Here is an 18,955-nt window from a genome sequence, read left to right on the forward strand (position 1 = left end):
CCATCAGGTCAGGCCCCATCAGGTCAGGCCCCATCAGGTCAGGCCCGATCAGGTCAGGCCGGATCAGGTCAGGACAGTGAAGATCAAGGTGACGACGGCGACGTCGAAAATGCGGGTGGCCAGGGCCAGCATGGAACGCGAACCTTTGGAACAGCAGTCGGACTGACCGGTCCCAAGCAAGACTGGCGCCAGGAGGGCGTCTGCGATGGCTCTGTTTTTCGACGCCGAATGGTTCGACGCCCGCCTGGCCGAGCGCGGGCTCAACCGGCGCATCCTGGCGGCCGCCGCCGGCATGAGCGAGGCGGAGCTCGTCCTGGTCTACAAGGACCAGCGTGAGCTGTCGGTGGACGAGGTGGCGACCTTCGCCGAGGTTCTGGGAACGCCTGCGGCCGAGGTGGCGCGGCAGGCGGGCGTCTCCACCCCGGTCCCTGGCGCGGGCGCCGAGCAGCGGATCATCGCCCTGGAACGGCGCGTGGCGGCGCTGGAGGCCGAGATCGCCAGGCTGAAAGGCGCCGGGCGCGGGGTTTAGATGTCTGTGCGGGTGAGGCCGCCCTTGCGGGCCCGGCGGTCGGCCCCGCCGGAGTACTCGGTCTGATTATAGGCGCTGCGGGCCGCATCCAGGGTGGAGGCGCCGGCCTTCAGGCCGCGGCGCTGCTCGCCCTGGGCCATGATATGGGCGGAAAAGACCGCCGGCCCGCCCGTCGCCGCGTCCGGAGCCGGGGGCGGCGCCTGCGGCTCGGCCGGGACGGGCAGATTGGACATGTTCCCGGCGGCGGCCTCGCTCGACCCGTCGATGCGCCGGCGCAGGCGGGCGATGCGCGCGATCTGGCGGACGGGATCGATGGGGGCGCTCAAGGCGGGCTCCGGAGACAGATGGACCAGTCGGCCGATCCTGCCGACCGATCCTTAAGGAATGGGCAAAGTCAGCCCTTGCCGGCCAGCTTGTTGATCTGGGCCTGCATGGCGGCCATCTGGGCCTGCAGGGCCTTGAGGCTTTCATCGGCCGGGTTTGGCGCCTCAGCGGCCGCCGGCGCCTCGGGGCGCTGGGCTTCGCCTCCCGTCCCCGGATAGGCGAAGGGGGTGAACATCTTCATCGCCCGGTCGAACATGGCCAGGTTCTGGCGGATCTGTTCGTCATAGGCGCCGATGGGGTTCACCGTTCCCATCTGGGTGAACTGGCTGCGCATCCGCTCCTGCTGCTGGGCGAAGGTGGCGAGCGACAGCTCCAGATAGCTGGGCAGGAAGGCCTGCATGGAGTTGCCATAGAAGCTGATCAGCTGGCGCAGGAACTGGATGGGCAAAAGGCTCTGCCCCTGGCTCTCTTCCTCGAAGATGATCTGGGTCAGCACCGTGCGGGTGATGTCCTCGTTGGTCTTGGCGTCATAGACCACGAAGTCCACGCCCTGCTTGACCATGTCGGACAGGTGCTCGAGCGTCACATAGGAGGACGAGGCGGTGTTGTAGAGCCGCCGGTTCGCATACTTCTTGATGATGACGCGGTCGCCCTTGGCGCCGCCGTCCTGGGTGTCGGCCATCCGGTTTCCTCTTCCAGGCGCGCGCCCGGGCCTCGGGGCGAGCCGTCTTTGCACCGCAGTATCGCGGATGCGAGCCGGGCCGTAAATGCTGCGCCGTCTTGCCCAACCCTCGTCCTGTCCTGATAGATAGGCGCGACACTCTTGCCCGGAGCCTCCCATGAGCGACGTCGTCATCGTTTCGGCCGCCCGGACCCCCGTGGGGTCCTTCAACGGCGCCCTGGCCAGCCTGCCCGCCCATGAACTGGGCCGCACGGCCATCGCCGCGGCCATCTCAAGGGCCGGTCTCTCGCCCGCCGATGTCGAGGAAGTGATCCTGGGCCAGGTGCTGCAGGCCGGCGCCGGCCAGGGACCGGCGCGCCAGGCCGCGGTGGGCGCCGGCGTTCCCGTGGAGGCTCCGGCCTGGAGCCTGAACCAGCTCTGCGGATCGGGCCTGCGCGCCGTGGCCCTGGCCGCCCAGCAGGTGGCCGAGGGCGCCTCCCGCATCGTGGTGGCCGGGGGTCAGGAAAGCATGAGCCAGGCGCCCCACGCCGCCCAGCTTCGCTCGGGCCAGAAGATGGGCGACCTGAGCTTCGTCGACACCATGATCAAGGACGGCCTGTGGGACGCCTTCCACGGCTATCACATGGGCCAGACCGCCGAGAACATCGCTGCGCGCTGGCAGATCACCCGGGCCGACCAGGACGAGTTCGCCGTGGCCTCCCAGAACCGGGCCGAAGCCGCCCAGAAGGCCGGCAAGTTCGCTGACGAGATCGTCCCGGTGACGATCAAGGGCCGCAAGGGCGACACGGTGGTCGATCAGGACGAGTACATCCGTCATGGGGTGACCCTGGACAGCATTTCGGGCCTTCGTCCGGCCTTCACCAAGGAAGGCTCGGTCACGGCGGCCAACGCCTCGGGCATCAATGACGGGGCCGCGGCCCTGGTGGTGATGAGCGCCGAGGAGGCCAAGGCCCGCGGCCTCAAGCCGCTGGCGCGGATCGCTTCCTGGGCCCACGCCGGGGTTGATCCTGAGATCATGGGCACGGGACCCATCCCGGCCAGCCGCAAGGCCCTGGACAAGGCCGGCTGGTCGGTGGCCGACCTCGACCTCGTGGAGTCCAACGAGGCCTTCGCCGCCCAGTCCCTCTGCGTGGTGCGTGAGCTGGGCCTCGACCCGGCCAAGGTCAATGTGAACGGCGGCGCCATCGCAATCGGCCACCCCATCGGCGCCTCGGGCGCGCGCATCCTGACCACCCTGCTGCACGAGATGAAGCGCTCGGGCGCGGGCAAGGGCCTGGCCACCCTGTGCGTGGGCGGCGGCATGGGCGTGGCCATGTGCGTCGAGAAAATCTAGGCCCGCCATCCAAGGCGGCGCCATCCGAGGGAGAGGGAGAAGACTCATGGCCAGGACGGCGTTCGTCACCGGCGGGACCCGCGGCATCGGCCGCGCCATCTGCCAGAGGCTCAAGGCCGACGGCTTCCAGGTGGCCGCCGGCTATTCCGGAAATGAAGCCGCCGCCCAGGCCTGCGCCCAGGAGCTGGGCGTCATGGTGGTCAAGGGCAATGTCGGCGTGTTCGACGACTGCCGCGCCGCGGTGGCCCAGGTGGAGGCCGAGCTTGGCCCCGTCGACGTGCTGGTGAACAACGCGGGCATCACCCGGGACGGATTCTTCCACAAGATGACGTCCGAGCAGTGGTCGGAGGTGATCCGCGTGAACATGGATTCTCTCTTCAACATGACCCGCCAGGTCATCGAGGGCATGCGCGAGCGCAGCTGGGGGCGCATCGTCAACATCTCCTCCATCAACGGCCAGAAGGGTCAGGTGGGTCAGACCAACTACTCCGCCGCCAAGGCCGGCATGATCGGCTTCACCAAGGCGCTCGCCCTGGAGAACGCCCGCAAGGGGGTGACGGTCAACTGCATCGCGCCGGGCTATATCGACACCGAAATGGTCGCCGCCGTGCCGGAAGACGTTCTGAAGGGCATCATCTCCCAGATCCCCGTCGGCCGCCTGGGCCGGGGCGAGGAGATCGCCGACATGGTGGCCTTCCTGGCCGGGGAACATGCGGGCTATGTGACCGGGGCGACACTGTCGCTCAATGGCGGTCAGTACATGGCCGGTTGACCGCGGTTCTCCGTCTCAAAAGCGCCCTAGTCGAACGTCATCTGTGACCGCCCCATGGTGAGCGCTCGACCCGTGCCGTTTCTGAAGCTTGTTGCGGCGACCTTTCTGCTTGTCGGCGTGAGCGTTTCTGCGCCCGCTGCGGCGGCGCCGGATTCCCTGCGGGAGGGCCTCTTCGGCCAGGGGCGCTATGACGGCCGCCGGTTCGCCGCCCCCCCGGTGGCGCGCTATGTGGTGGAGGACGGCGGCGCCTTCGTGCTCGACCGCTCCACCCCCCGGCCGATGGTCAAGTTCGAGGACAGCTTCGAAGTCTGGGTGCTGGAACCCCAGCCCGCCCCCCGGGGCGACATCATCTACAAGAACGATCTGGGCCAGCCGGTGCTGCGGGCCACCCGCCTGGGCGGATTGACCGTCTTTACGCCGCAGCGCCCCTCCGGTGCGGCCGCGGCCCTGGCCGGAGGCTCGCCGCCCCTGCGGCTGCCGACCCTGGGGCCCGAGGCCCTGCTGCAGAAGCTGGCCCAGGCCAGCGCGCGCGCCAGCCGGGCGGCCCAGCGGCTGATCCCCTTCGAGGCTGACGCCTCGCCCGACACCGCCCCCCTGGTGGCCGACGCCGCCATGGTCACCGCCGAGGCCGTGGTGCGCCTGGCCGGCCAGCCCGAGGGCCGACGGGTGCTGAACGGCGTCTCCAAGGTGACCCTGGTGGAAGGTCGCAGGCCCGGCGCCAGCCTGCGGGCGGGCGTCATCCTGATCACTATCACCCCTGAGGACGGCCTGGCGGGCCGGCCCTCATCCGACCGCATCCTGGCCGCCGCCGGGGTGCGCTGACCCCTATCCCTTGAAGGCGTCCTTGGCCGCCCGCATGGCGGCGAATGCCTCGTGATCGGCGGCCCCCGACAGGCCCAGCCGCGCCGCCAGCCGGGGCGCGCGCAGGAAGGGATTGGTGCCCTTCTCCAGACCCATGCGCGTGGGCACGGTGGCCTCGCCCCGTTCGCGGGCGGCGAAGATCTCCGCCGTCCGCGCGGTCAGGGCCGGATCGTCGTCCACGCTCAGCGCGAAGCGGGCGTTGGCGGCGGTGTATTCGTGGGCGCAATAGACCAGGGTCTCGTCCGGCAGGGCCGCCAGCCTCTGCAGCCCGGCCCACATCTGCGGCGCGTCGCCCTCGAACATCCGCCCGCAGCCCAGGGTGAACAGGGCGTCGCCCACGAAGGCCACGGCCTCGTCCGGGGCGTGAAAGGCGACGTGGCCCAGGGTGTGTCCGCCCACATCGATGACGTCGAACCGGGTCTCGCCCAGCTGGACGCTGTCGCCATGGACCACCTCGCGATCCAGGGGTGCGATCCGCCGCACCTCGGCGGGGCCGACGATCTGCGCGCCGGTGGCGGTCTTCAGCGCCTCGTTGCCCCCCGCATGATCGGGATGCCAGTGGGTGTTGAGGATCAGGGACAGCGTCCAGCCGGTCTGAGCCAGCTGGTCCAGGATGGCCTCGGCGTCGGGGGTGTCGACGCAGGCCGCCAGCCCGCTGGCCTCGTCGCGGATCAGGAAACCGTAATTGTCGGAAAGGCAGGGAAACTGCCGGACGGTCAGGGGCATGGGACACCTCGTCTGGGGCGTGTTGCGGAACGACGGGGGGCGACTCGCCGTCGAACTGGGATAGGGTCGTCAGCGATGATCCTAAGTCCTGAGGGCCATGCGTCGAGACATCCTTGAACTGCGCGCCTTCTACGCCTCCGAGCTCGGCCGTCGGGCGCGGACGCTGATCGGTCGCAAGCTGACCCAGGCCTGGGGCGAGGCCGGCGGCCAGGACCTGCTAGGCCTGGGCTACGCCACCCCCTATCTGGGCGCCTTCAGAAGCCGCGCCCGACGGGTCATCGCCGCCATGCCCGCCCAGCAGGGGGTGGAAATCTGGCCTGCGCCGGAAGGCAATCTCTCGACCCTGGCGGACGAAGAGGCCCTGCCGTTCCGCAACGCCCTGTTCGATCGCATCCTGGTGATCCACGCCGTGGAGGAGAGCCCCGACCCTCCGGCGCTGTTGCGAGAGGTGTGGCGGGTCCTGGCGCCGGCTGGCCGGGTGATCGTCGCCGTGGCCGCGCGCGACGGCCTGTGGGCCAATCACGAGGGAACCCCCCTGGGCCACGGGCGGCCCTACAGCCGCCGACAACTGGCGGCCCTGCTGCGCGAAGCCGAGCTCGAACCGGCTGGCTACACCCGCGCCCTCTATCTGCCCCCGGTGGACTGGATGGCCGGGGCGGCGGAGACCTTCGAGACCCTGGGCGCGCGCCTGTGGCCGCGCTTCTCCGGCGTGCTGCTCATGGAGGCGGTGAAACAGAGCTACGCCATCCAGGCGCGTCCCCAGGGCCTGCGGCGGCGGACGGCGCGGCCCATACTGGCCCCCGCGCCGGCTCCGGCCCGCACCGGCGCCAACCTGTTCGGCGCCCAGGCCTTAGGCGCCCGCGAGCCTTGGCCGGCAAGGCCCTTGGAGGGGCCGGCGGAACGTCATAGCTTGATCCTCGAAGCCTCGATGCGCGAGGCCTGTGGAGAAGCGTCGCCATGAAGATGATCGTCGCGGTCATCAAGCCCAGCCGCCTCGATGCGGTGCTTGAAGCGGTCACCGAAGCTGGAGCCTCCGGCCTCACCGTCACCGAGGTCCGCGGCTATGGCCGCCAACGCGGCAAGACCGAGGTCTATCGCGGGGCGGAATATGAGGTGAAGCTTCTGCCCAAGGTGAAGCTCGAGATCGCGGTCCCGGCCGACATCGTCGACGCCGTGGTGGAGGCGGTGGCCCGCACCGCCAACACCGGCAAGATCGGCGACGGCAAGGTATTCGTCATGGACCTGGAGCAGGCTCTGCGCATTCGCACCGGGGATCGGGACGCCTCGGCCATCGCCGGCTGAAAACACCCTGGAATTGTAAGCGCGAAGCCACTCGCTTTTGTCGAACGGGGATATTTCGCGCCTTCTGGACGCCTTTATTCGCCTTGGCATTGCCCCATTGAGCCCCGACTTCCTCCTTAATTGAGGCTCATTCCGGCCCCGACGCATTTCTGCGCAGGGACGGGAGGGGCCGATGGACAGGCGTTTGTTGACGGCGGCGGCGGCGAGCCCGCTGCTTTGGGCGGCGGGGCTGGCTCAGGCGGAAACCACCATCAGCGACGCCCGGACGACGCCTGTGGCCACCGCGACGGCCGCCTCCGGGACCCCCGACAATCTCACCGTGGCCAGCGGCGGGTCGGTGAAGCCCACGAGCGGGGCGGCGATCACGCTCAACAGCGACAACAATGTCAGCATCGCCGGCGCGGCCGGGGTCACCGACGCCAATGACTCCACCGCCCTGCTGATCCAGGGCGGCCGGCGGGGCGAGGTGACGCTCAGCGGGGCGCTGACCGTCGACGAAAGCTACACACCGACCGACGCCGACAATGACGGGGACCTCGACGGCCCCTTCGCCCAGGGCTCCAACCGGGCGGGCGTCCGGGTGACGGGAACGGAGGCCTTCCGCGGCTCCATCGTCCAGACCGCCGGCGCCATCGTGGTGGAAGGCAATGATTCGGCCGGTATCCGGGCGCAGGCCGGGGTGGACGGTTCGATCCGCGCGGGCGGCTCCATCAGCGTGGTGGGCGACCGCAGCATCGGCATCCACACGGCGGGCGCCGTCGGCGGCGATGTGCGCACCACCGGTGGTGTTACAGCTCAGGGCGCCGGCGCCATAGGCGTGGCGGTGGACGGCCCCGTCGGCGGAAAGCTGGTCCTCGGCGGCCCGGTGACTGTCAGCGGCTATCGCTACACCACCCCGCCCAGCGATGTGAGCAAGCTGGACGCCGACGACCTGCTGCAAGGCGGGCCGGCTGTGCGGGTGCGCGGGACCGTCATAGGCGGCGTGCTGGTGGATGCGCCGCCGCCCAACAACGACCCCAATGACGATGACGAGGACGATGACGGCGTCCCGGACGCCAGCGAGACCACGGGCGTCATCACCAGCTATGGCGCTGCGGCCGCGATCGAGATCGGCGGCCCCGCCAATATCAGCCTGGGCCTGGTGGGCGCAGGCAACGACGCCTATGGCCTGGTCATCAAGGGCACGGCCCAGGGCCTTGGCCTCTATGACGGCGTCAGCGCCCAAGGGGTGGTGATCGGCGGGCAGGGCGGTCTGGTGGATGTGGCCGGCGGCGTGAAGGTGCAAGGCACGGTCTCCTCCACCGCGCTCGGGGCCGGCGCCGTGGGCCTTCATCTGAAGGACGGCGCGCGGGCGCCGGTGGTGGCCAACAGCGGCACGATCCGCGCCGGCGCCACCGCGGTTTCGTCCGCCGTCGAGGTCCGCGCCCTTCAGATCGACCAGGGCGCGGTGACCAGCCAGGTGACCAACACCGGGACCATCGCCGCGGCCATCACGGGCTCGCAGGGCGTGGCCACCGCCATCCGCGACCTCTCGGGCTCCCTGTCCCTGATCGAGAACAGCGGCCTCATCGCCGCCACCCTGACCCCGCTGGAGGGCACGGTGATGGGTCGCGCCATCGCCTTGGACCTGCGGGCCAACACCAGTGGCGTGACCGTGCGCCAGACGGCCAACGCCAGCGACACCGTCACCGCCACCCTGCAGGGCGACGTTCTGTTCGGCTCGGGACCCTCGCGGCTGGAGCTGCTGTCGGGCGTGCTCATCGGCGACGTGGCCTTCGGGACCGGCGCCGACAGCCTGCTGATCGGCGGCGGGGCGACCCTCAACGGCGCCCTGACCAACGCCGGGGGCGGTCTGGCCGTGCAGGTGCTGGACGGCCGCCTGACCGCCACCAACACCGGGGCCGTCAATCTGTCGAGCCTCGACGTCGGCCAGAAGGGCCAGATCGTCCTGACGGCCACCCCCTCGACCGGAGCCCATACGCAGCTGGTCGTGGCCGGCGACGCGGTGCTGGCCGATGGGGCGCAGATCGGGCTGAGGTTCACCGACAAGCTTACCGATCCCACCAGCTTCACCCTGGTGCAGGCCGGGCGGTTGGTGGTCCAGGGCGAGCTTGGGGAGGAGCTGCTGGCGCAGGGGCCCTGGCTCTACCGCACCACCCTGCGGGCCGACACCGCTCAGAACGCCCTGGTCGCCGACGTGCGTCGCCGGACCGCCGAGGAGGCGGGCCTGTCGGCGGGGCAGGCCGGCGCCTATGAGGCCGTGTTCCAGGCCTTCGACCGGGACGCCACCGTGCGTGACGCCCTGCTGGGCAGGGGCGACGCGGCGGGCTTCATCGCCCTCTACGATCAGTTCCTGCCGGATTACTCCGGCGCGCTCTTCCGGGTGTTCGCCTCGGCCCAGGAGGCCACGGCGCGGGCCATGGACGGGGCGGAAAGCCAGCTGCCGCCGGGCGGCCGGAGGGTCTGGGCCCAGGAGATCGGCGTCCTCCAGAAGCAGACGCTCGACGGGGCCGCCGGCTTCGAGGCGGATGGCTTCGGCTTCGCCGCCGGCGTGGAAAGCGCCCAGGGTCCCTGGGGGGCGCTGGGCCTTCAGACCAGCTTCCTGAACATCACCGTCGACGAGAACGGCTCGGCGGCGGCCGAAAAGCTCACCGGCTCGGCCCTGTCCGGCGGCGCCTACTGGCGGCTGGGCGGGGGTCCGCTGACCATCACGGCGGGCGCCAATGCGGGCTATGCCTGGCTGCAGGCCGACCGTGCGGTCGTCGACACCGGGGCGGGCCTGAGCCGCACGGCCAGCTCCGAATGGAACGCCCTGATGGCCAGCGCGCATACGGGCATCGCCTATACGGCGCGCATGGGACGGGTTCACCTGCGGCCCATGATCTCGGCCGACTTCGTCTATTTGGATGAGGACGGCCGCACCGAGAGCGGCGGCGGCGAGGCGGTGGACCTGGAGATCGACGGCCGCACCAGCCAGCAGCTCTCGGCCTTCGCCGGCGTGGCCCTGGGCGCGACCTTCGGCGATCCTCAGGCCATGCTCTGGCGGCCGGAGGTGACGGTGGGCTACCGCACCCGCACCGGTGATGGTCCCGACGCCACCACCGCCCGCTTCATCAGCGGCGGTCCCAGCTTCACCCTGGCCGCCCCGGAACTGGATGACGGCGCCATGGTGGTGCGGGTCGGACTTCGCGGCTCCACCCGCTACTTCGACCTGGGCTTCGAAGCCGGCGGCGAGATTCGCGACGACTACGAGGCCTATGACGGCCGGGTGGTGGCGCGGCTGGCCTTCTAGAAGCGCGATGCGAGACGTGGGAAACCGGTCAGGGCCTCAGCGGTCGAAGAGATCGCCGCGCGGCGCCTCTTCGGGCGCCGGGGCGGCCCGGTTCGGCGTGCTGCGGGTCAGCAGGAAAAGCGCCGTCTCGGCCCGCCAGTTCTCCAGCGGACGGCTGGCGTCGATCTGCCGGGCGGCCTGACCCCGGCTCACCGCGGCGCAGGCCTCGATGCGCAGGCCCAGCTCGTCGCACAGGGCGGTGAAGTCCCGCAGGGTGCAGAGGTGGATGTTGGGGGTCGACCACCAGGGCTCCGGCAGGGCCTTGGTTTCGGGCATCCGCCCGGTGGTCAGCAGCGCCCAGCGCACCCGCCAGTGTCCGAAGTTCGGCACCGAGACGATGGCCCGGTCGGCGATGCGCATCAGCTCCGACAGCACGTGCCGCGGTTCGCGCATCTGCTGCAGGGTTTTGGACAGGATGGCGTAGTCGAAGGCCTGGGTGGGAAAGTGGTCCAGATCGCGGTCGCCATCCCCCTGGACCGCGGCCACGCCCTTGGCGAGACAAGCGGCCACGCCGCCGGGGCTGATCTCCAGGCCCTGGCCGTCGACGCCCTTCTCCCGGGCCAGGAGCTCCAGCAGTTCCCCCTCGCCGCAGCCGATGTCCAGCACGCGGCTCTGCGGGCGCACCAGGCGCAGGATCTCCTTAAAGTCCTCGCGCAGCCCGCTCACCGGAGCCCCCACTGCTGGGCCTGGGATTCGAAGAAGCCGCGCAGGGCCGACTGCATCACCGGCTCGTCCAGGAAGAAGGCGTCGTGGCCCTTGTCGGTCTCGATCTCCACAAAGCTCGCCCGGCAGCCGGCGGCGTTCAGGGCGCGGACCACATCGCGGCTTTCGGCGGTGGAATAGAGCCAGTCCGACGAGAAGGAGAGCACGCAGAAGCGCACCTGCCGCGCGCGCTTGAACGCGTTGGCCAGCACCCCGTCATGGCTGGCGGCCAGGTCGAAATAGTCCAGGGCGCGAGTGATATAGAGATAGGAATTGGCGTCGAACCGATCGACGAAGGCTGCGCCTTGGTGGCGCAGATAGCTCTCCACCTGGAAGTCCGGGGCGTCGAACCCCCAGGACAGGCCGTCGCGCTGCAGTTCGCGCCCGAACTTCCGTTGCAGGGCGGCTTCGGACAGATAGGTGATGTGGGCGGCCATGCGCGCCACGGCCAGCCCCTTCTCCGGACGCACGCCGGCCAACTCATAGGCGCCGCCCCGCCAGTCGGGATCGGCCATGATCGCCTGGCGGCCCACCTCGTGGAAGGCGATGTTCTGGGCCGAGTGCCGGGCCGCCGCGGCGATGCAGACCGCCGACCGCAACCTTTCAGGATAGGCCGCCGCCCACTGCAGCACCTGCATTCCGCCCATGGAGCCGCCCACCGCGGCGAACAGGGTCTCGATCCCCAGCGCGTCCAGCAGCATGGCCTGGGCCCGGACCATGTCGGCGATGGTGATCACCGGAAAGGTCAGGGCGTAGGGATGGCCCGTGGCGGGATCGAGGGAGGAGGGGCCCGTGGAGCCCATGCAGCCGCCGATCACATTGGAGCAGATGATGAAGTAGCGGTCCGGATCCAGGGGCAGGCCAGGCCCGATCACCCGCGACCACCAGCCCGGCTTTCCGGTGATCGGATGAACCGAGGCGGCGTGCTGGTCGCCGGTCAGCGCATGGCAGACGAGCACGGCGTTGGATTTGTCGGCGTTCAGCCGCCCGTAGGTCTTGTAGGCGATTTCCAGAGGCGCCAGCGTCGCCCCGGATTCGAGCTTCAGGACCGCGCCCGCAGGCAGGCGCAGGGTCCCGCCATTGGTCTCGATGGCCGGGCTCAGGATCTCCGTCTGGCTCATGCCGCCTTGGACCGCCAAGCTCCGCGGCTGTCAACCGCTTCGCGCAGGCCGCGGGGCGGGCTATGGGAGGTCCTCAGGGGCGATGGAGTGCGAATGGAGCGTCTGATCCTTCTCCGGCACGGCAAGGCCGAGCGCGATTCGGCGAGCGGCGACGATTTCGCCCGCCGCCTCACGGCCCGAGGGCGAAGCGACGCGCGGGAAGCCGGCGCCCGCCTGGCCGAGATGGGCTTCGTCCCCGATCTCTGCCTGGTGTCGGACGCCGCCCGCACCCGAGACACCTGGGAGGCGTTGTCGCCGGTCTGTCCGGCCTGTCCGGCGCGTTTCGAGCCGGACCTCTACCATGCCGAGGCCGGAAAGGTCTGGGAGATTGTCCAGGCGGCGGGGGCGGACGGGGCGCGGACCCTGATGGTCATCGGCCACAATCCGGGCCTGCATGAACTGGTGGTCCGCCTCCTGGCCGAAGGCGGCGCTTCGCCCGACCTGATGGCGATGGCCCGGTCGCGATTCCCCACCTCGGCGGCCGCGGTCTTCCTGTTCGATGACGCCGGGCGGCCCATCTATGACGGCCTGCTGCTGCCGCCCCGCGGGGGCTATGACTGATGCGCATCTACAAGATCCTGAGCCAGGCGGAATGGGCGGGGGCGCAGGCCGCCGGCCGGTTCGAGGGCTCCGCCGTGGACTTGGCCGACGGCTACATCCACTTCTCCACCGCCGCCCAGGCGCAGGAAACCGCCGCCAAGCACTTCGCCGGCCAGTCCGACCTGGTGGTGCTGGAGATCGAGGCCGACGACCTTGCCGGCGCTGACCTGCGCTGGGAGCCCTCCCGCGGCGGGGCGCTCTTTCCCCATCTCTATGAACCGTTGGACGTGGGCCTGGTGCGCGAGGCGCGGCCCGCCCCCCTGGACGCCGCCGGCCTGCCCCGGCTGGGAGCCCTCTCTTGAGCCTGTTGCACGATCTGGCCGCGCGGGGGCTCCACGCCCTGGACCCCGAGGACGCCCACCGCCTGACCATCATGGCCCTGAAGGCGGGCCTCGGCCCCAAGGCCGGCGGCGCTGAGGATCCTGTGCTGGCCGGCCAGGTGGGCGGGCTCGCCCTGCCCAATGTGGTGGGCCTGGCGCCCGGCTTCGACAAGAACGCCGAGGTCTATGGCCCCATGCTGGCGGCGGGCTTCGGTTTTGTGGAGTGCGGGACGGTCACGCCCCTGGCGCAGCTTGGCAATCCGCGTCCCCGGCTCTTCCGCCTGTCATCCGACCAGGCGGTGATCAACCGCATGGGCTTCAACAACGAGGGCCTGGACGCCTTCGCCGAGCGGCTGGCTGGTCGCGGCCCTGGCGTAGTCGGGGCCAATATCGGCGCCAACAAGGATTCCGCCGACCGCATCGGCGACTATGTCACGGGGCTCCAGCGCCTGTGGGGCCTGGCTGACTATTTCACCATCAACATTTCCTCTCCCAACACGCCGGGCCTGCGCGCCCTGCAGACCCGCGGGGCCCTGGAGGACCTGCTGGGACGCATCGCCGAGGCGCGTGACGCCCTGCCGGCCACGGGCCGCGCGCCCATCTTCCTGAAGGTGGCGCCCGACCTGGAGACGGGCGAGGTGGAGGCGATCAGCGATGTGGTGGCCGCCGCCGGTCTGCAGGCGGTGATCGTCTCCAACACCACCCTTTCGCGCCCGGCGAGCCTGACCTCGCCCCTGGCCGGCGAGGCCGGGGGTCTGTCGGGGGCGCCCCTCCTGGCCCTGTCCACCCAGGTGCTGGCCGCGTTCCACGCCGCGGCGGCTGGCCGGTTCGCCCTGATCGGGGCCGGCGGGATCGCCACCGGCGCCGACGCCTACGCCAAGATTCGGGCCGGCGCGGCGGCGGTTCAGCTCTATTCCGCCATGGTCTATGGCGGGCCAGGTCTGGTGGTCCGGATCAAGCGGGACCTGGCCCAGCGCCTGCGCGCCGACGGCTTCGCCTCGGCGGCCCAGGCCATCGGCGCCGGCTGAGGCGCGGTCGCAAGGACGGCGGATTGGCGGGCTGAGATGGCTGTCCAGGACCAAGACCGCAGCCGCTGCGGATTCCGAAAGAGCCGATCCTGCTCTAAGCTGACGCTGGCGGGGGCGCTGGCCTGCGTTGCCCAATCGGGCGGCGTGGATTAACGGACAACCATGGCGGAGACCCCCTCCCCCGAAGCGCCTGCGGGCCCATCCCGGCGCGGCCTCTTCTGGCCGGGCGGCCTGTCGGCGCGCCTGCTCATCCTGACCAGCCTGTTCGTCCTGTTCGGCGGCGCCCTGATCGTGCCGCCGACCTTGGCCGCCTTCGAGGAGCAGTGGCTTCTGGACCGGGTGAGGGCGGCCGAACTGGCCTCCCTGGCGGCGGAGGTGGCGCCGGACATGGTGGTCAGCGAGCAGCTCTCCTCCGAACTTCTGGAGGTGGCCGGCGTGGAGTGGGTGGCCATCCAGAGCGACGGGGTGCGCCGCCTGGTGCTGCGCGGCTCGAACCTCAGCCGCACCCCCTATCTGGTGGACCTGCGCGACCAGGCGGTGGCGTCCTGGCTGGCGGCGCCCTTCCAGACCCTGTTCGGGGGGGAGGGGCGAATGGTCCGCGTGGTGGCCGAGCCCCGTTTCCGCGACGCCGAATTCATCGAGATCGTCGCCCCCGACGCCGAGCTGCGCCAGGACCTGACGGCCTATCTGTGGCGGCTGATCGCGGTCACCGCCTTCGTCTCGGCCATGGCCGGCGGCCTGGTCTATCTGTCGCTGAACCTGTTCCTGGTGCGGCCCATGCAGCGCATCACCCGCAGCCTGGAGCTATTCCGGGTGGACCCGGACGACCCCCGGGCGCGGGTGCAACCGTCGGGGCGCCGGGACGAGATCGGCCGGGCCGAAACCGAGTTGGTGCGGATGCAGGCCGACCTGCGGGCGGCCCTGAACTCCCGGGCGCGTCTGGCGGCCCTGGGGGAGGCGGTGGCCAAGATCAATCATGATCTGCGCAACATGCTGACCAGCGCCCAGATCGCCTCGGAGCGTCTGGCCGCCTCGGCCGATCCCGATGTGGGCCGCGCCCTGCCCCGGCTGGAGCGGGCCCTGGACCGGGCCATCAAGCTCGCCTCCCACGTCCTGGCCTATGGCAAGACGCAAGAAGCCCCGCCCGAGGCTCGCCCCGTCCCCCTGGCCGAGGCCGCGGAGATCGCCGCCGAGGAGGCGCGGCTGGTCCCTGAGGGCGTTCGCCTGGACCTGCAGGTGGACGACCGCGCTCAGATCCTGGCCGATCCCGATCAGCTGCACCGGATCCTGGTCAATCTCATGCGCAACGCCCGCGAGGCCATGGAGGCCCGCGGCCGGGGCGTGGTGCGCCTGTCCCTGACGACCGAGCCGGGCCTCAGCATCATCACCCTGGCCGATGATGGGCCGGGCATCCCCGCCAAGGTCCAGGAGCGGCTGTTCCAGCCCTTTGCGGGCTCCGGGCGGGCCGAGGGGACGGGGCTGGGCCTGGCCATCGCCCGCGAGCTGGCCCAGGGCCATGGCGGCGATCTGGTGCTGGCCGAGAGCGGCGAGACCGGCGCCCGGTTCGAGCTTCGCCTTCCGGGCGTCGCATCGCCGGCGCCGGGCAAGGCCAAGCCGCGCGGGCGACGCAAGACCACCGGCCAGGAGGCCGGCGAGACGCCCGCCTCCTGAACCCTATTCTGTTCCGGCGTCAGAAGCCCAGGGCCACGCCCTCCCGGCGGGGATCGGCGCCGCCTTCCAGCCCCTGGGGCGTCACCCTCAGCCCATGCAGGCCCGAGCCCTCGCCGCCCACGGCGGTGAAGGTCACCCCGCGCGCGCGCAGGCCCTCGATCACTTCGGGCGCGAACTTCGACCCTTCGGCCGAATAGCTGGTCCCCCGCGCGATCAGATTGGGCAGGGCGATGGCTTCAGCCATGGACAGGTTCCAGTCCAGCACGCCCACCAGGGCCTTCAGATTATAGGCCAGGATGGAGGTGCCGCCGGGGGAGCCCACCGCCGCATAGAAGCCGCCGTCCTGGTCGAGCACGATGGCCGGCGCCATGGACGAGCGTGGCCGCTTGCCCCCGGCCAGGGCGTTGGCCGCCGGGGCGCCGTCGGGATTGACCGGGGCGAACGCGAAGTCGGTGAGCTGGTTGTTGAGGAAGAAGCCCCCCACCATCCGCCCGGAGCCGAAGATGCTCTCCACCGTGGTGGTCATGGACACCACATTGCCCGCCGGATCGGCCACGACGAAATGCGAGGTGCCCGAGACTTCCCGCGTGGCGTCGGGGGCGCGGACCCCGGCCCCGCGCGGCGCGCCCGGCGCCGGCGCCGGCCCGGCGCTCGGCCCGATCAGGGCGGCGCGGGCGTCCAGATAGTCCGGGGCCAGCAGCCCTTCGGTGGGCACATCCACATAGGCCGGATCGCCCATATAGCGGTCGCGGTCGGCGTACATGAGGCGGCTGGCCTGGGTGAAGAGGTACCAGCCTTCCGCGTCGCCCGGTCCGTACTGGCCGATGGCGGTGCGCTCCAAAAGGCCCAGTCCCTGCAGGACGGCGGGGCCGCCGGACGGGGCGGGCGGGGTGCACACCACATGGATGCGATAGGGCCGGCACAGGGCCTCGACCTTGTTGGGCCGATAGCCGGCCAGGTCTTCCAGCGTCATCACCCCGGGCAGTTCGCCCTCGCGCACCTTGGCGACGATGGCCGCGGCGATCTCGCCCTTGAGCAGGGCGTCCGGACCCTCGGCGGCGACCTTGCGCAGGGTGGCGGCATAGGCGGGGTTCCGCAGCCGGTCCCCGGCGCCATAGGGGGTCCCGTCGGGCTTGGTGAAATAGGCCAGGGCGTCGGCGGTCTTGGCCTGGGGCGCCCGGCTGACGATCATCTCCGCCAGGCGCGGGCTGACGATGAAGCCCTCATCCGCCAGGCGCTCGGCGGCCCCGAACAGGTCGCGCCAGGCGAGATTTCCGTGCTCGGCCTGGGCCATGTGCAGCATGGCCACGGCCCCCGGCGCGCCCGTGGAGCGGCCCGACAGCAGCACCTCGAAGAAGGGCCGCGGCTTCCCGTCCGGCGTCAGGAACAGGTCCGGCGTAGCGGCCGCGGGCGCGGTCTCGCGGCCGTCATAGGCGCTCACCTGGCCGGTGGCGGCGTCATAGTGGACGAGGAAGGCGCCGCCCCCGATGCCCGAGCTCTGCGGCTCCACCAGGCCCAGCACCGCCTGAACGGCCACGGCGGCGTCCACCGCCGAGCCGCCGGCGCGCAGCACCTCCAGCCCGGCCTCCACCGCCAGGGGATTGGCCGCGGCCACCATGGCCTGGCCGGTGCGCTGTTCGCCCCTCTGTCCGGCCGGCGGGGCGGCGGCGAGGTCGCGTGCGCCTGCAGGTCCCTGGGCGAGGGGCGCGCACGCGCTCAGGACAAGGCTGGCGGCCAGGGCGGCGACGGCGACAGGGCGGGGCAGGCGGAAATCGATCAAGAGCTTACTCATCTGGCGGCGACACAGGAGGGCGAAGCGAGGGGCGCACCTTAGCCCTCCCGCCGTGGACAACAACCGCCCGCCGTGCGAGCCAGGGCGCCTGGAATGGAGCAAAGGCGCCATGATGCCTGGTCCCGCCCGCCCCGGCGCCCGCAACCTGATCACCGACGTGCCCGGCCTCAGCGTGGGTCAGGCCCATGACGAGGCGGTCCGCACCGGGGTCACCGTCATCCTGCCCGAGGCCCGCGCCGTGGCGGCCTGCGACGTCCGCGGCGGCGGGCCGGGCACCCGGGAGACTGACGCGCTGGATCCGCACAACCTGGTGGAGGCGGTGGACGCCGTGGTGCTGTCCGGCGGCTCGGTCTACGGCCTGGCCGCGGCCGATGGCGTGGCCGCCTGGCTGGGCGCCCGGGGGCGGGGCTATGGCCTGGTGACCACGGCCGGCGTGCCCGTCTCCCCGGTGGTTCCTGCGGCCATCCTCTATGACCTGGCCAATGGCGGCGACAAGGCCTGGGGCGAGGCGCCGCCCTATCGCGCCCTGGGCCGCGCCGCGGCCGTGGCCGCAGGTCCGACGGTGGCGCTGGGAACGGCCGGCGCCGGCTATGGCGCCCTGGCCGGGCGGCTGAAGGGGGGCGTGGGCTCGGCCTCGGCGGTGACCCATGACGGCTTCACGGTGGGCGCCCTGGCGGCGGTCAACAGCTTCGGCTCCGTGGTCGCCCCCGGCGGGCGGAGCTTCTGGGCCGCGCCCTTCGAGATGGAGGCCGAGTTCGGCGGCCTGGGTTCGGCGGGTCTGGCGGCGGCCGGGGACGACTGGGGCCTGGCCAAGGCCGATCCGGCTCCACGCAGCAACACCACCATCGCCTGCGTCGCCACCGACGCCATCCTCACCCCCTCCCAGGCCCGGCGCCTGGCGGTGATGGCCCAGGACGGCCTGGCCCGCGCCATCCGTCCGGTGCACGCCCCCTTTGACGGGGACGTGGTCTTCGTTCTGGCCACCGGCCTGCGGCCCCTGGGCGAGCGTCCCGACTTCCAGATCGCCCGGCTCGGCGCGCTGGCCGCCGACACCCTGGCCCGCGCCGTGGCCCGGGGCGTCTATGCCGCCGCCCCCTGGCCGCAGGGCCAGCCGGGCGCCCAGCCCCCCTGCTGGCGCGACCTCTGACCCGGCTCCGTCTTTTTTTCCGCCCCCGGCTTGCGCTCGCCCCAATCCCCGACTAGGTTCCGCGCCCTCGCCGTAAGGCAAGTGCGCGCCCGTAGCTCAGCTGGATAGAGCATCAGACTACGAATCTGAGGGTCGGACGTTCGAATCGTTCCGGGCGCGCCATTTCTTCCCATTGAAATCATTCGCGTTTCAGCCTTTCTGCTGGGTCTTGGCAGGGGTGTTTTCGGCCCTGGTTTGCAGCCGGTTTGCAAATTCTGTTGCTGCTGCGTTCTCGAACTGGGCGATCGCCTGGGTCGCCAGATGCCGAGTCGGGGCCAGGTAGGTCTCCAGAATCCGGGTCGCAGTCGCTAACGAGTGCTGCGTGATGGAGGCGATCTGCGGAACCGAGCAGCCGGCTTCCGCCAGCATGGTGACGGCTGTGCCCCGGAGATCGTGGAAGCGCAGCTCCGTAGCGCCGAGCTTTGCGGCCTTCATGGCTGCGTCCCATTGATGACCGAAATAGCGCGGCGTGAAGCGCTTGCCCTCCTTGGTCGTGAGGATCAGAGCGCTGCGCCGCTCCATGCCATCGAGCATCTGCCGGAGGGTCGCCGTGCAGGGGATGGAGATCAGGGACGCCTCGCGTCCGTTGCGCTGGTTCTTGCCGATGCGCAGGGTCAGGCGCGCGCCATCGTAATT

The 18,955-nt window shown here is 71.1% G+C and carries 19 protein-coding genes and 1 tRNA gene; 13 read left to right on the plus strand and 7 right to left on the minus strand.

From position 1 onward, the window contains the following. Positions 1-205 precede the first annotated feature (205 nt). Positions 206-529 (plus strand): DNA-binding protein, encoded by a 324-nt coding sequence (locus tag V7D28_RS06930; RefSeq protein WP_333586643.1) that lies wholly within the window; start codon positions 206-208, stop codon positions 527-529. Here V7D28_RS06930 and V7D28_RS06935 read toward each other — a convergent pair. After that, complete coding sequence (locus tag V7D28_RS06935) at positions 526-855, minus strand: hypothetical protein (protein ID WP_333586644.1); 330 nt, start codon at positions 853-855, stop codon at positions 526-528. The two genes, V7D28_RS06930 and V7D28_RS06935, sit on opposite strands and share 4 nt — an antisense overlap. A gap of 68 nt (positions 856-923) precedes the next feature. After that, positions 924-1,535, minus strand: coding sequence for a polyhydroxyalkanoate synthesis repressor PhaR (phaR, locus tag V7D28_RS06940; protein ID WP_333586645.1), 612 nt, complete (start codon positions 1,533-1,535; stop codon positions 924-926). Positions 1,536-1,692: 157 nt separating this feature from the next. On the opposite strand from phaR, the gene V7D28_RS06945 reads away from it, so the two are divergent. From V7D28_RS06945 to V7D28_RS06955, 3 genes are all read left to right on the plus strand, one after another. Then, the gene (locus V7D28_RS06945; protein WP_333586646.1) at positions 1,693-2,868 is read left to right on the plus strand and encodes an acetyl-CoA C-acetyltransferase; all 1,176 of its coding nucleotides are present in this window, start codon (positions 1,693-1,695) and stop codon (positions 2,866-2,868) included. Positions 2,869-2,914: 46 nt separating this feature from the next. Then, positions 2,915-3,640 carry a beta-ketoacyl-ACP reductase gene (locus V7D28_RS06950; RefSeq protein ID WP_333586647.1) on the plus strand — a complete coding sequence of 242 codons (726 nt, stop codon included), beginning with the start codon at positions 2,915-2,917 and terminating at the stop codon, positions 3,638-3,640. Positions 3,641-3,757: 117 nt separating this feature from the next. Next, the gene (locus V7D28_RS06955) at positions 3,758-4,462 is read left to right on the plus strand and encodes a DUF4908 domain-containing protein (protein WP_333586648.1); all 705 of its coding nucleotides are present in this window, start codon (positions 3,758-3,760) and stop codon (positions 4,460-4,462) included. Positions 4,463-4,465: 3 nt separating this feature from the next. Here the strand turns inward: V7D28_RS06955 and gloB are convergent, their stop codons facing one another. Beyond that, positions 4,466-5,227 (minus strand): hydroxyacylglutathione hydrolase, encoded by a 762-nt coding sequence (gloB, locus tag V7D28_RS06960; RefSeq protein ID WP_333586649.1) that lies wholly within the window; start codon positions 5,225-5,227, stop codon positions 4,466-4,468. 97 nt (positions 5,228-5,324) lie between these two features. Between gloB and V7D28_RS06965 the strand changes: the two genes are divergently transcribed. The 3 genes from V7D28_RS06965 to V7D28_RS06975 all read left to right on the plus strand — a co-directional run bounded on the left by V7D28_RS06965 (position 5,325) and on the right by V7D28_RS06975 (position 9,821). Continuing rightward, entirely contained in the window at positions 5,325-6,188 is an 864-nt protein-coding gene (locus tag V7D28_RS06965; RefSeq protein ID WP_333586650.1) for a class I SAM-dependent methyltransferase, read from the plus strand. After that, complete coding sequence (locus V7D28_RS06970) at positions 6,185-6,529, plus strand: P-II family nitrogen regulator (RefSeq protein WP_333586651.1); 345 nt, start codon at positions 6,185-6,187, stop codon at positions 6,527-6,529. Before V7D28_RS06965 ends, V7D28_RS06970 begins: the two co-directional genes overlap by 4 nt. 172 nt (positions 6,530-6,701) lie before the next feature. Then, on the plus strand, positions 6,702-9,821 hold the full coding sequence (locus tag V7D28_RS06975) for an autotransporter outer membrane beta-barrel domain-containing protein (RefSeq protein ID WP_333586652.1): 3,120 nt from the start codon (positions 6,702-6,704) through the stop codon (positions 9,819-9,821). A 36-nt stretch (positions 9,822-9,857) separates the two neighbouring features. On the opposite strand, the gene metW is transcribed toward V7D28_RS06975, so the two are convergent. Then, positions 9,858-10,526 (minus strand): methionine biosynthesis protein MetW, encoded by a 669-nt coding sequence (gene metW / locus V7D28_RS06980; protein ID WP_333586653.1) that lies wholly within the window; start codon positions 10,524-10,526, stop codon positions 9,858-9,860. Further along, positions 10,523-11,683 (minus strand): homoserine O-acetyltransferase MetX, encoded by a 1,161-nt coding sequence (metX, locus tag V7D28_RS06985; RefSeq protein WP_333586654.1) that lies wholly within the window; start codon positions 11,681-11,683, stop codon positions 10,523-10,525. Before metX ends, metW begins: the two co-directional genes overlap by 4 nt. 93 nt (positions 11,684-11,776) lie before the next feature. On the opposite strand from metX, the gene V7D28_RS06990 reads away from it, so the two are divergent. The 4 genes from V7D28_RS06990 to V7D28_RS07005 all read left to right on the plus strand — a co-directional run bounded on the left by V7D28_RS06990 (position 11,777) and on the right by V7D28_RS07005 (position 15,341). After that, the gene (locus V7D28_RS06990) at positions 11,777-12,283 is read left to right on the plus strand and encodes a SixA phosphatase family protein (protein WP_333586655.1); all 507 of its coding nucleotides are present in this window, start codon (positions 11,777-11,779) and stop codon (positions 12,281-12,283) included. Continuing rightward, complete coding sequence (locus V7D28_RS06995; RefSeq protein ID WP_333586658.1) at positions 12,280-12,624, plus strand: DUF952 domain-containing protein; 345 nt, start codon at positions 12,280-12,282, stop codon at positions 12,622-12,624. The genes V7D28_RS06990 and V7D28_RS06995 overlap by 4 nt, the downstream gene beginning before the upstream one ends. Beyond that, on the plus strand, positions 12,621-13,670 hold the full coding sequence (locus V7D28_RS07000) for a quinone-dependent dihydroorotate dehydrogenase (protein ID WP_442957904.1): 1,050 nt from the start codon (positions 12,621-12,623) through the stop codon (positions 13,668-13,670). The genes V7D28_RS06995 and V7D28_RS07000 overlap by 4 nt, the downstream gene beginning before the upstream one ends. 162 nt (positions 13,671-13,832) lie before the next feature. After that, positions 13,833-15,341, plus strand: coding sequence for a sensor histidine kinase (locus V7D28_RS07005; protein WP_333586656.1), 1,509 nt, complete (start codon positions 13,833-13,835; stop codon positions 15,339-15,341). A 19-nt stretch (positions 15,342-15,360) separates the two neighbouring features. Here the strand turns inward: V7D28_RS07005 and V7D28_RS07010 are convergent, their stop codons facing one another. After that, entirely contained in the window at positions 15,361-17,118 is a 1,758-nt protein-coding gene (locus tag V7D28_RS07010; RefSeq protein ID WP_333586660.1) for a gamma-glutamyltransferase family protein, read from the minus strand. A gap of 127 nt (positions 17,119-17,245) precedes the next feature. Here V7D28_RS07010 and V7D28_RS07015 point away from each other — a divergent pair, with 127 nt between their 5' ends. Further along, the gene (locus tag V7D28_RS07015) at positions 17,246-18,280 is read left to right on the plus strand and encodes a P1 family peptidase (protein ID WP_333586661.1); all 1,035 of its coding nucleotides are present in this window, start codon (positions 17,246-17,248) and stop codon (positions 18,278-18,280) included. Positions 18,281-18,365: 85 nt separating this feature from the next. Then, positions 18,366-18,442 (plus strand) — tRNA-Arg (locus V7D28_RS07020). A gap of 27 nt (positions 18,443-18,469) precedes the next feature. Here the strand turns inward: V7D28_RS07020 and V7D28_RS07025 are convergent. After that, positions 18,470-18,955 (minus strand): tyrosine-type recombinase/integrase (locus V7D28_RS07025; RefSeq protein ID WP_333586657.1); only part of this gene is annotated, 486 nt, incomplete at its 5' end.

Origin of the sequence: Phenylobacterium sp. (assembly GCF_036723115.1) — a bacterium.
Taxonomy (GTDB): Bacteria; Pseudomonadota; Alphaproteobacteria; order Caulobacterales; family Caulobacteraceae; genus Phenylobacterium.

What these genes read in the sequence shown, in the direction of transcription:
- V7D28_RS07015 (WP_333586661.1), top strand. Translation starts at nt 17,246, where the DNA reads ATGCCTGGTCCCGCCCGCCCCGGCGCCCGCAACCTGATCACCGACGTG.
- V7D28_RS06975 (WP_333586652.1), top strand. Translation starts at nt 6,702, where the DNA reads ATGGACAGGCGTTTGTTGACGGCGGCGGCGGCGAGCCCGCTGCTTTGG.
- V7D28_RS06965 (WP_333586650.1), top strand. Translation starts at nt 5,325, where the DNA reads ATGCGTCGAGACATCCTTGAACTGCGCGCCTTCTACGCCTCCGAGCTC.
- gloB (WP_333586649.1), bottom strand. Translation starts at nt 5,227, where the DNA reads ATGCCCCTGACCGTCCGGCAGTTTCCCTGCCTTTCCGACAATTACGGT.
- V7D28_RS06970 (WP_333586651.1), top strand. Translation starts at nt 6,185, where the DNA reads ATGAAGATGATCGTCGCGGTCATCAAGCCCAGCCGCCTCGATGCGGTG.
- metX (WP_333586654.1), bottom strand. Translation starts at nt 11,683, where the DNA reads ATGAGCCAGACGGAGATCCTGAGCCCGGCCATCGAGACCAATGGCGGG.
- V7D28_RS06990 (WP_333586655.1), top strand. Translation starts at nt 11,777, where the DNA reads ATGGAGCGTCTGATCCTTCTCCGGCACGGCAAGGCCGAGCGCGATTCG.
- V7D28_RS06930 (WP_333586643.1), top strand. Translation starts at nt 206, where the DNA reads ATGGCTCTGTTTTTCGACGCCGAATGGTTCGACGCCCGCCTGGCCGAG.
- V7D28_RS07005 (WP_333586656.1), top strand. Translation starts at nt 13,833, where the DNA reads ATGGCGGAGACCCCCTCCCCCGAAGCGCCTGCGGGCCCATCCCGGCGC.
- V7D28_RS06950 (WP_333586647.1), top strand. Translation starts at nt 2,915, where the DNA reads ATGGCCAGGACGGCGTTCGTCACCGGCGGGACCCGCGGCATCGGCCGC.
- V7D28_RS06945 (WP_333586646.1), top strand. Translation starts at nt 1,693, where the DNA reads ATGAGCGACGTCGTCATCGTTTCGGCCGCCCGGACCCCCGTGGGGTCC.
- phaR (WP_333586645.1), bottom strand. Translation starts at nt 1,535, where the DNA reads ATGGCCGACACCCAGGACGGCGGCGCCAAGGGCGACCGCGTCATCATC.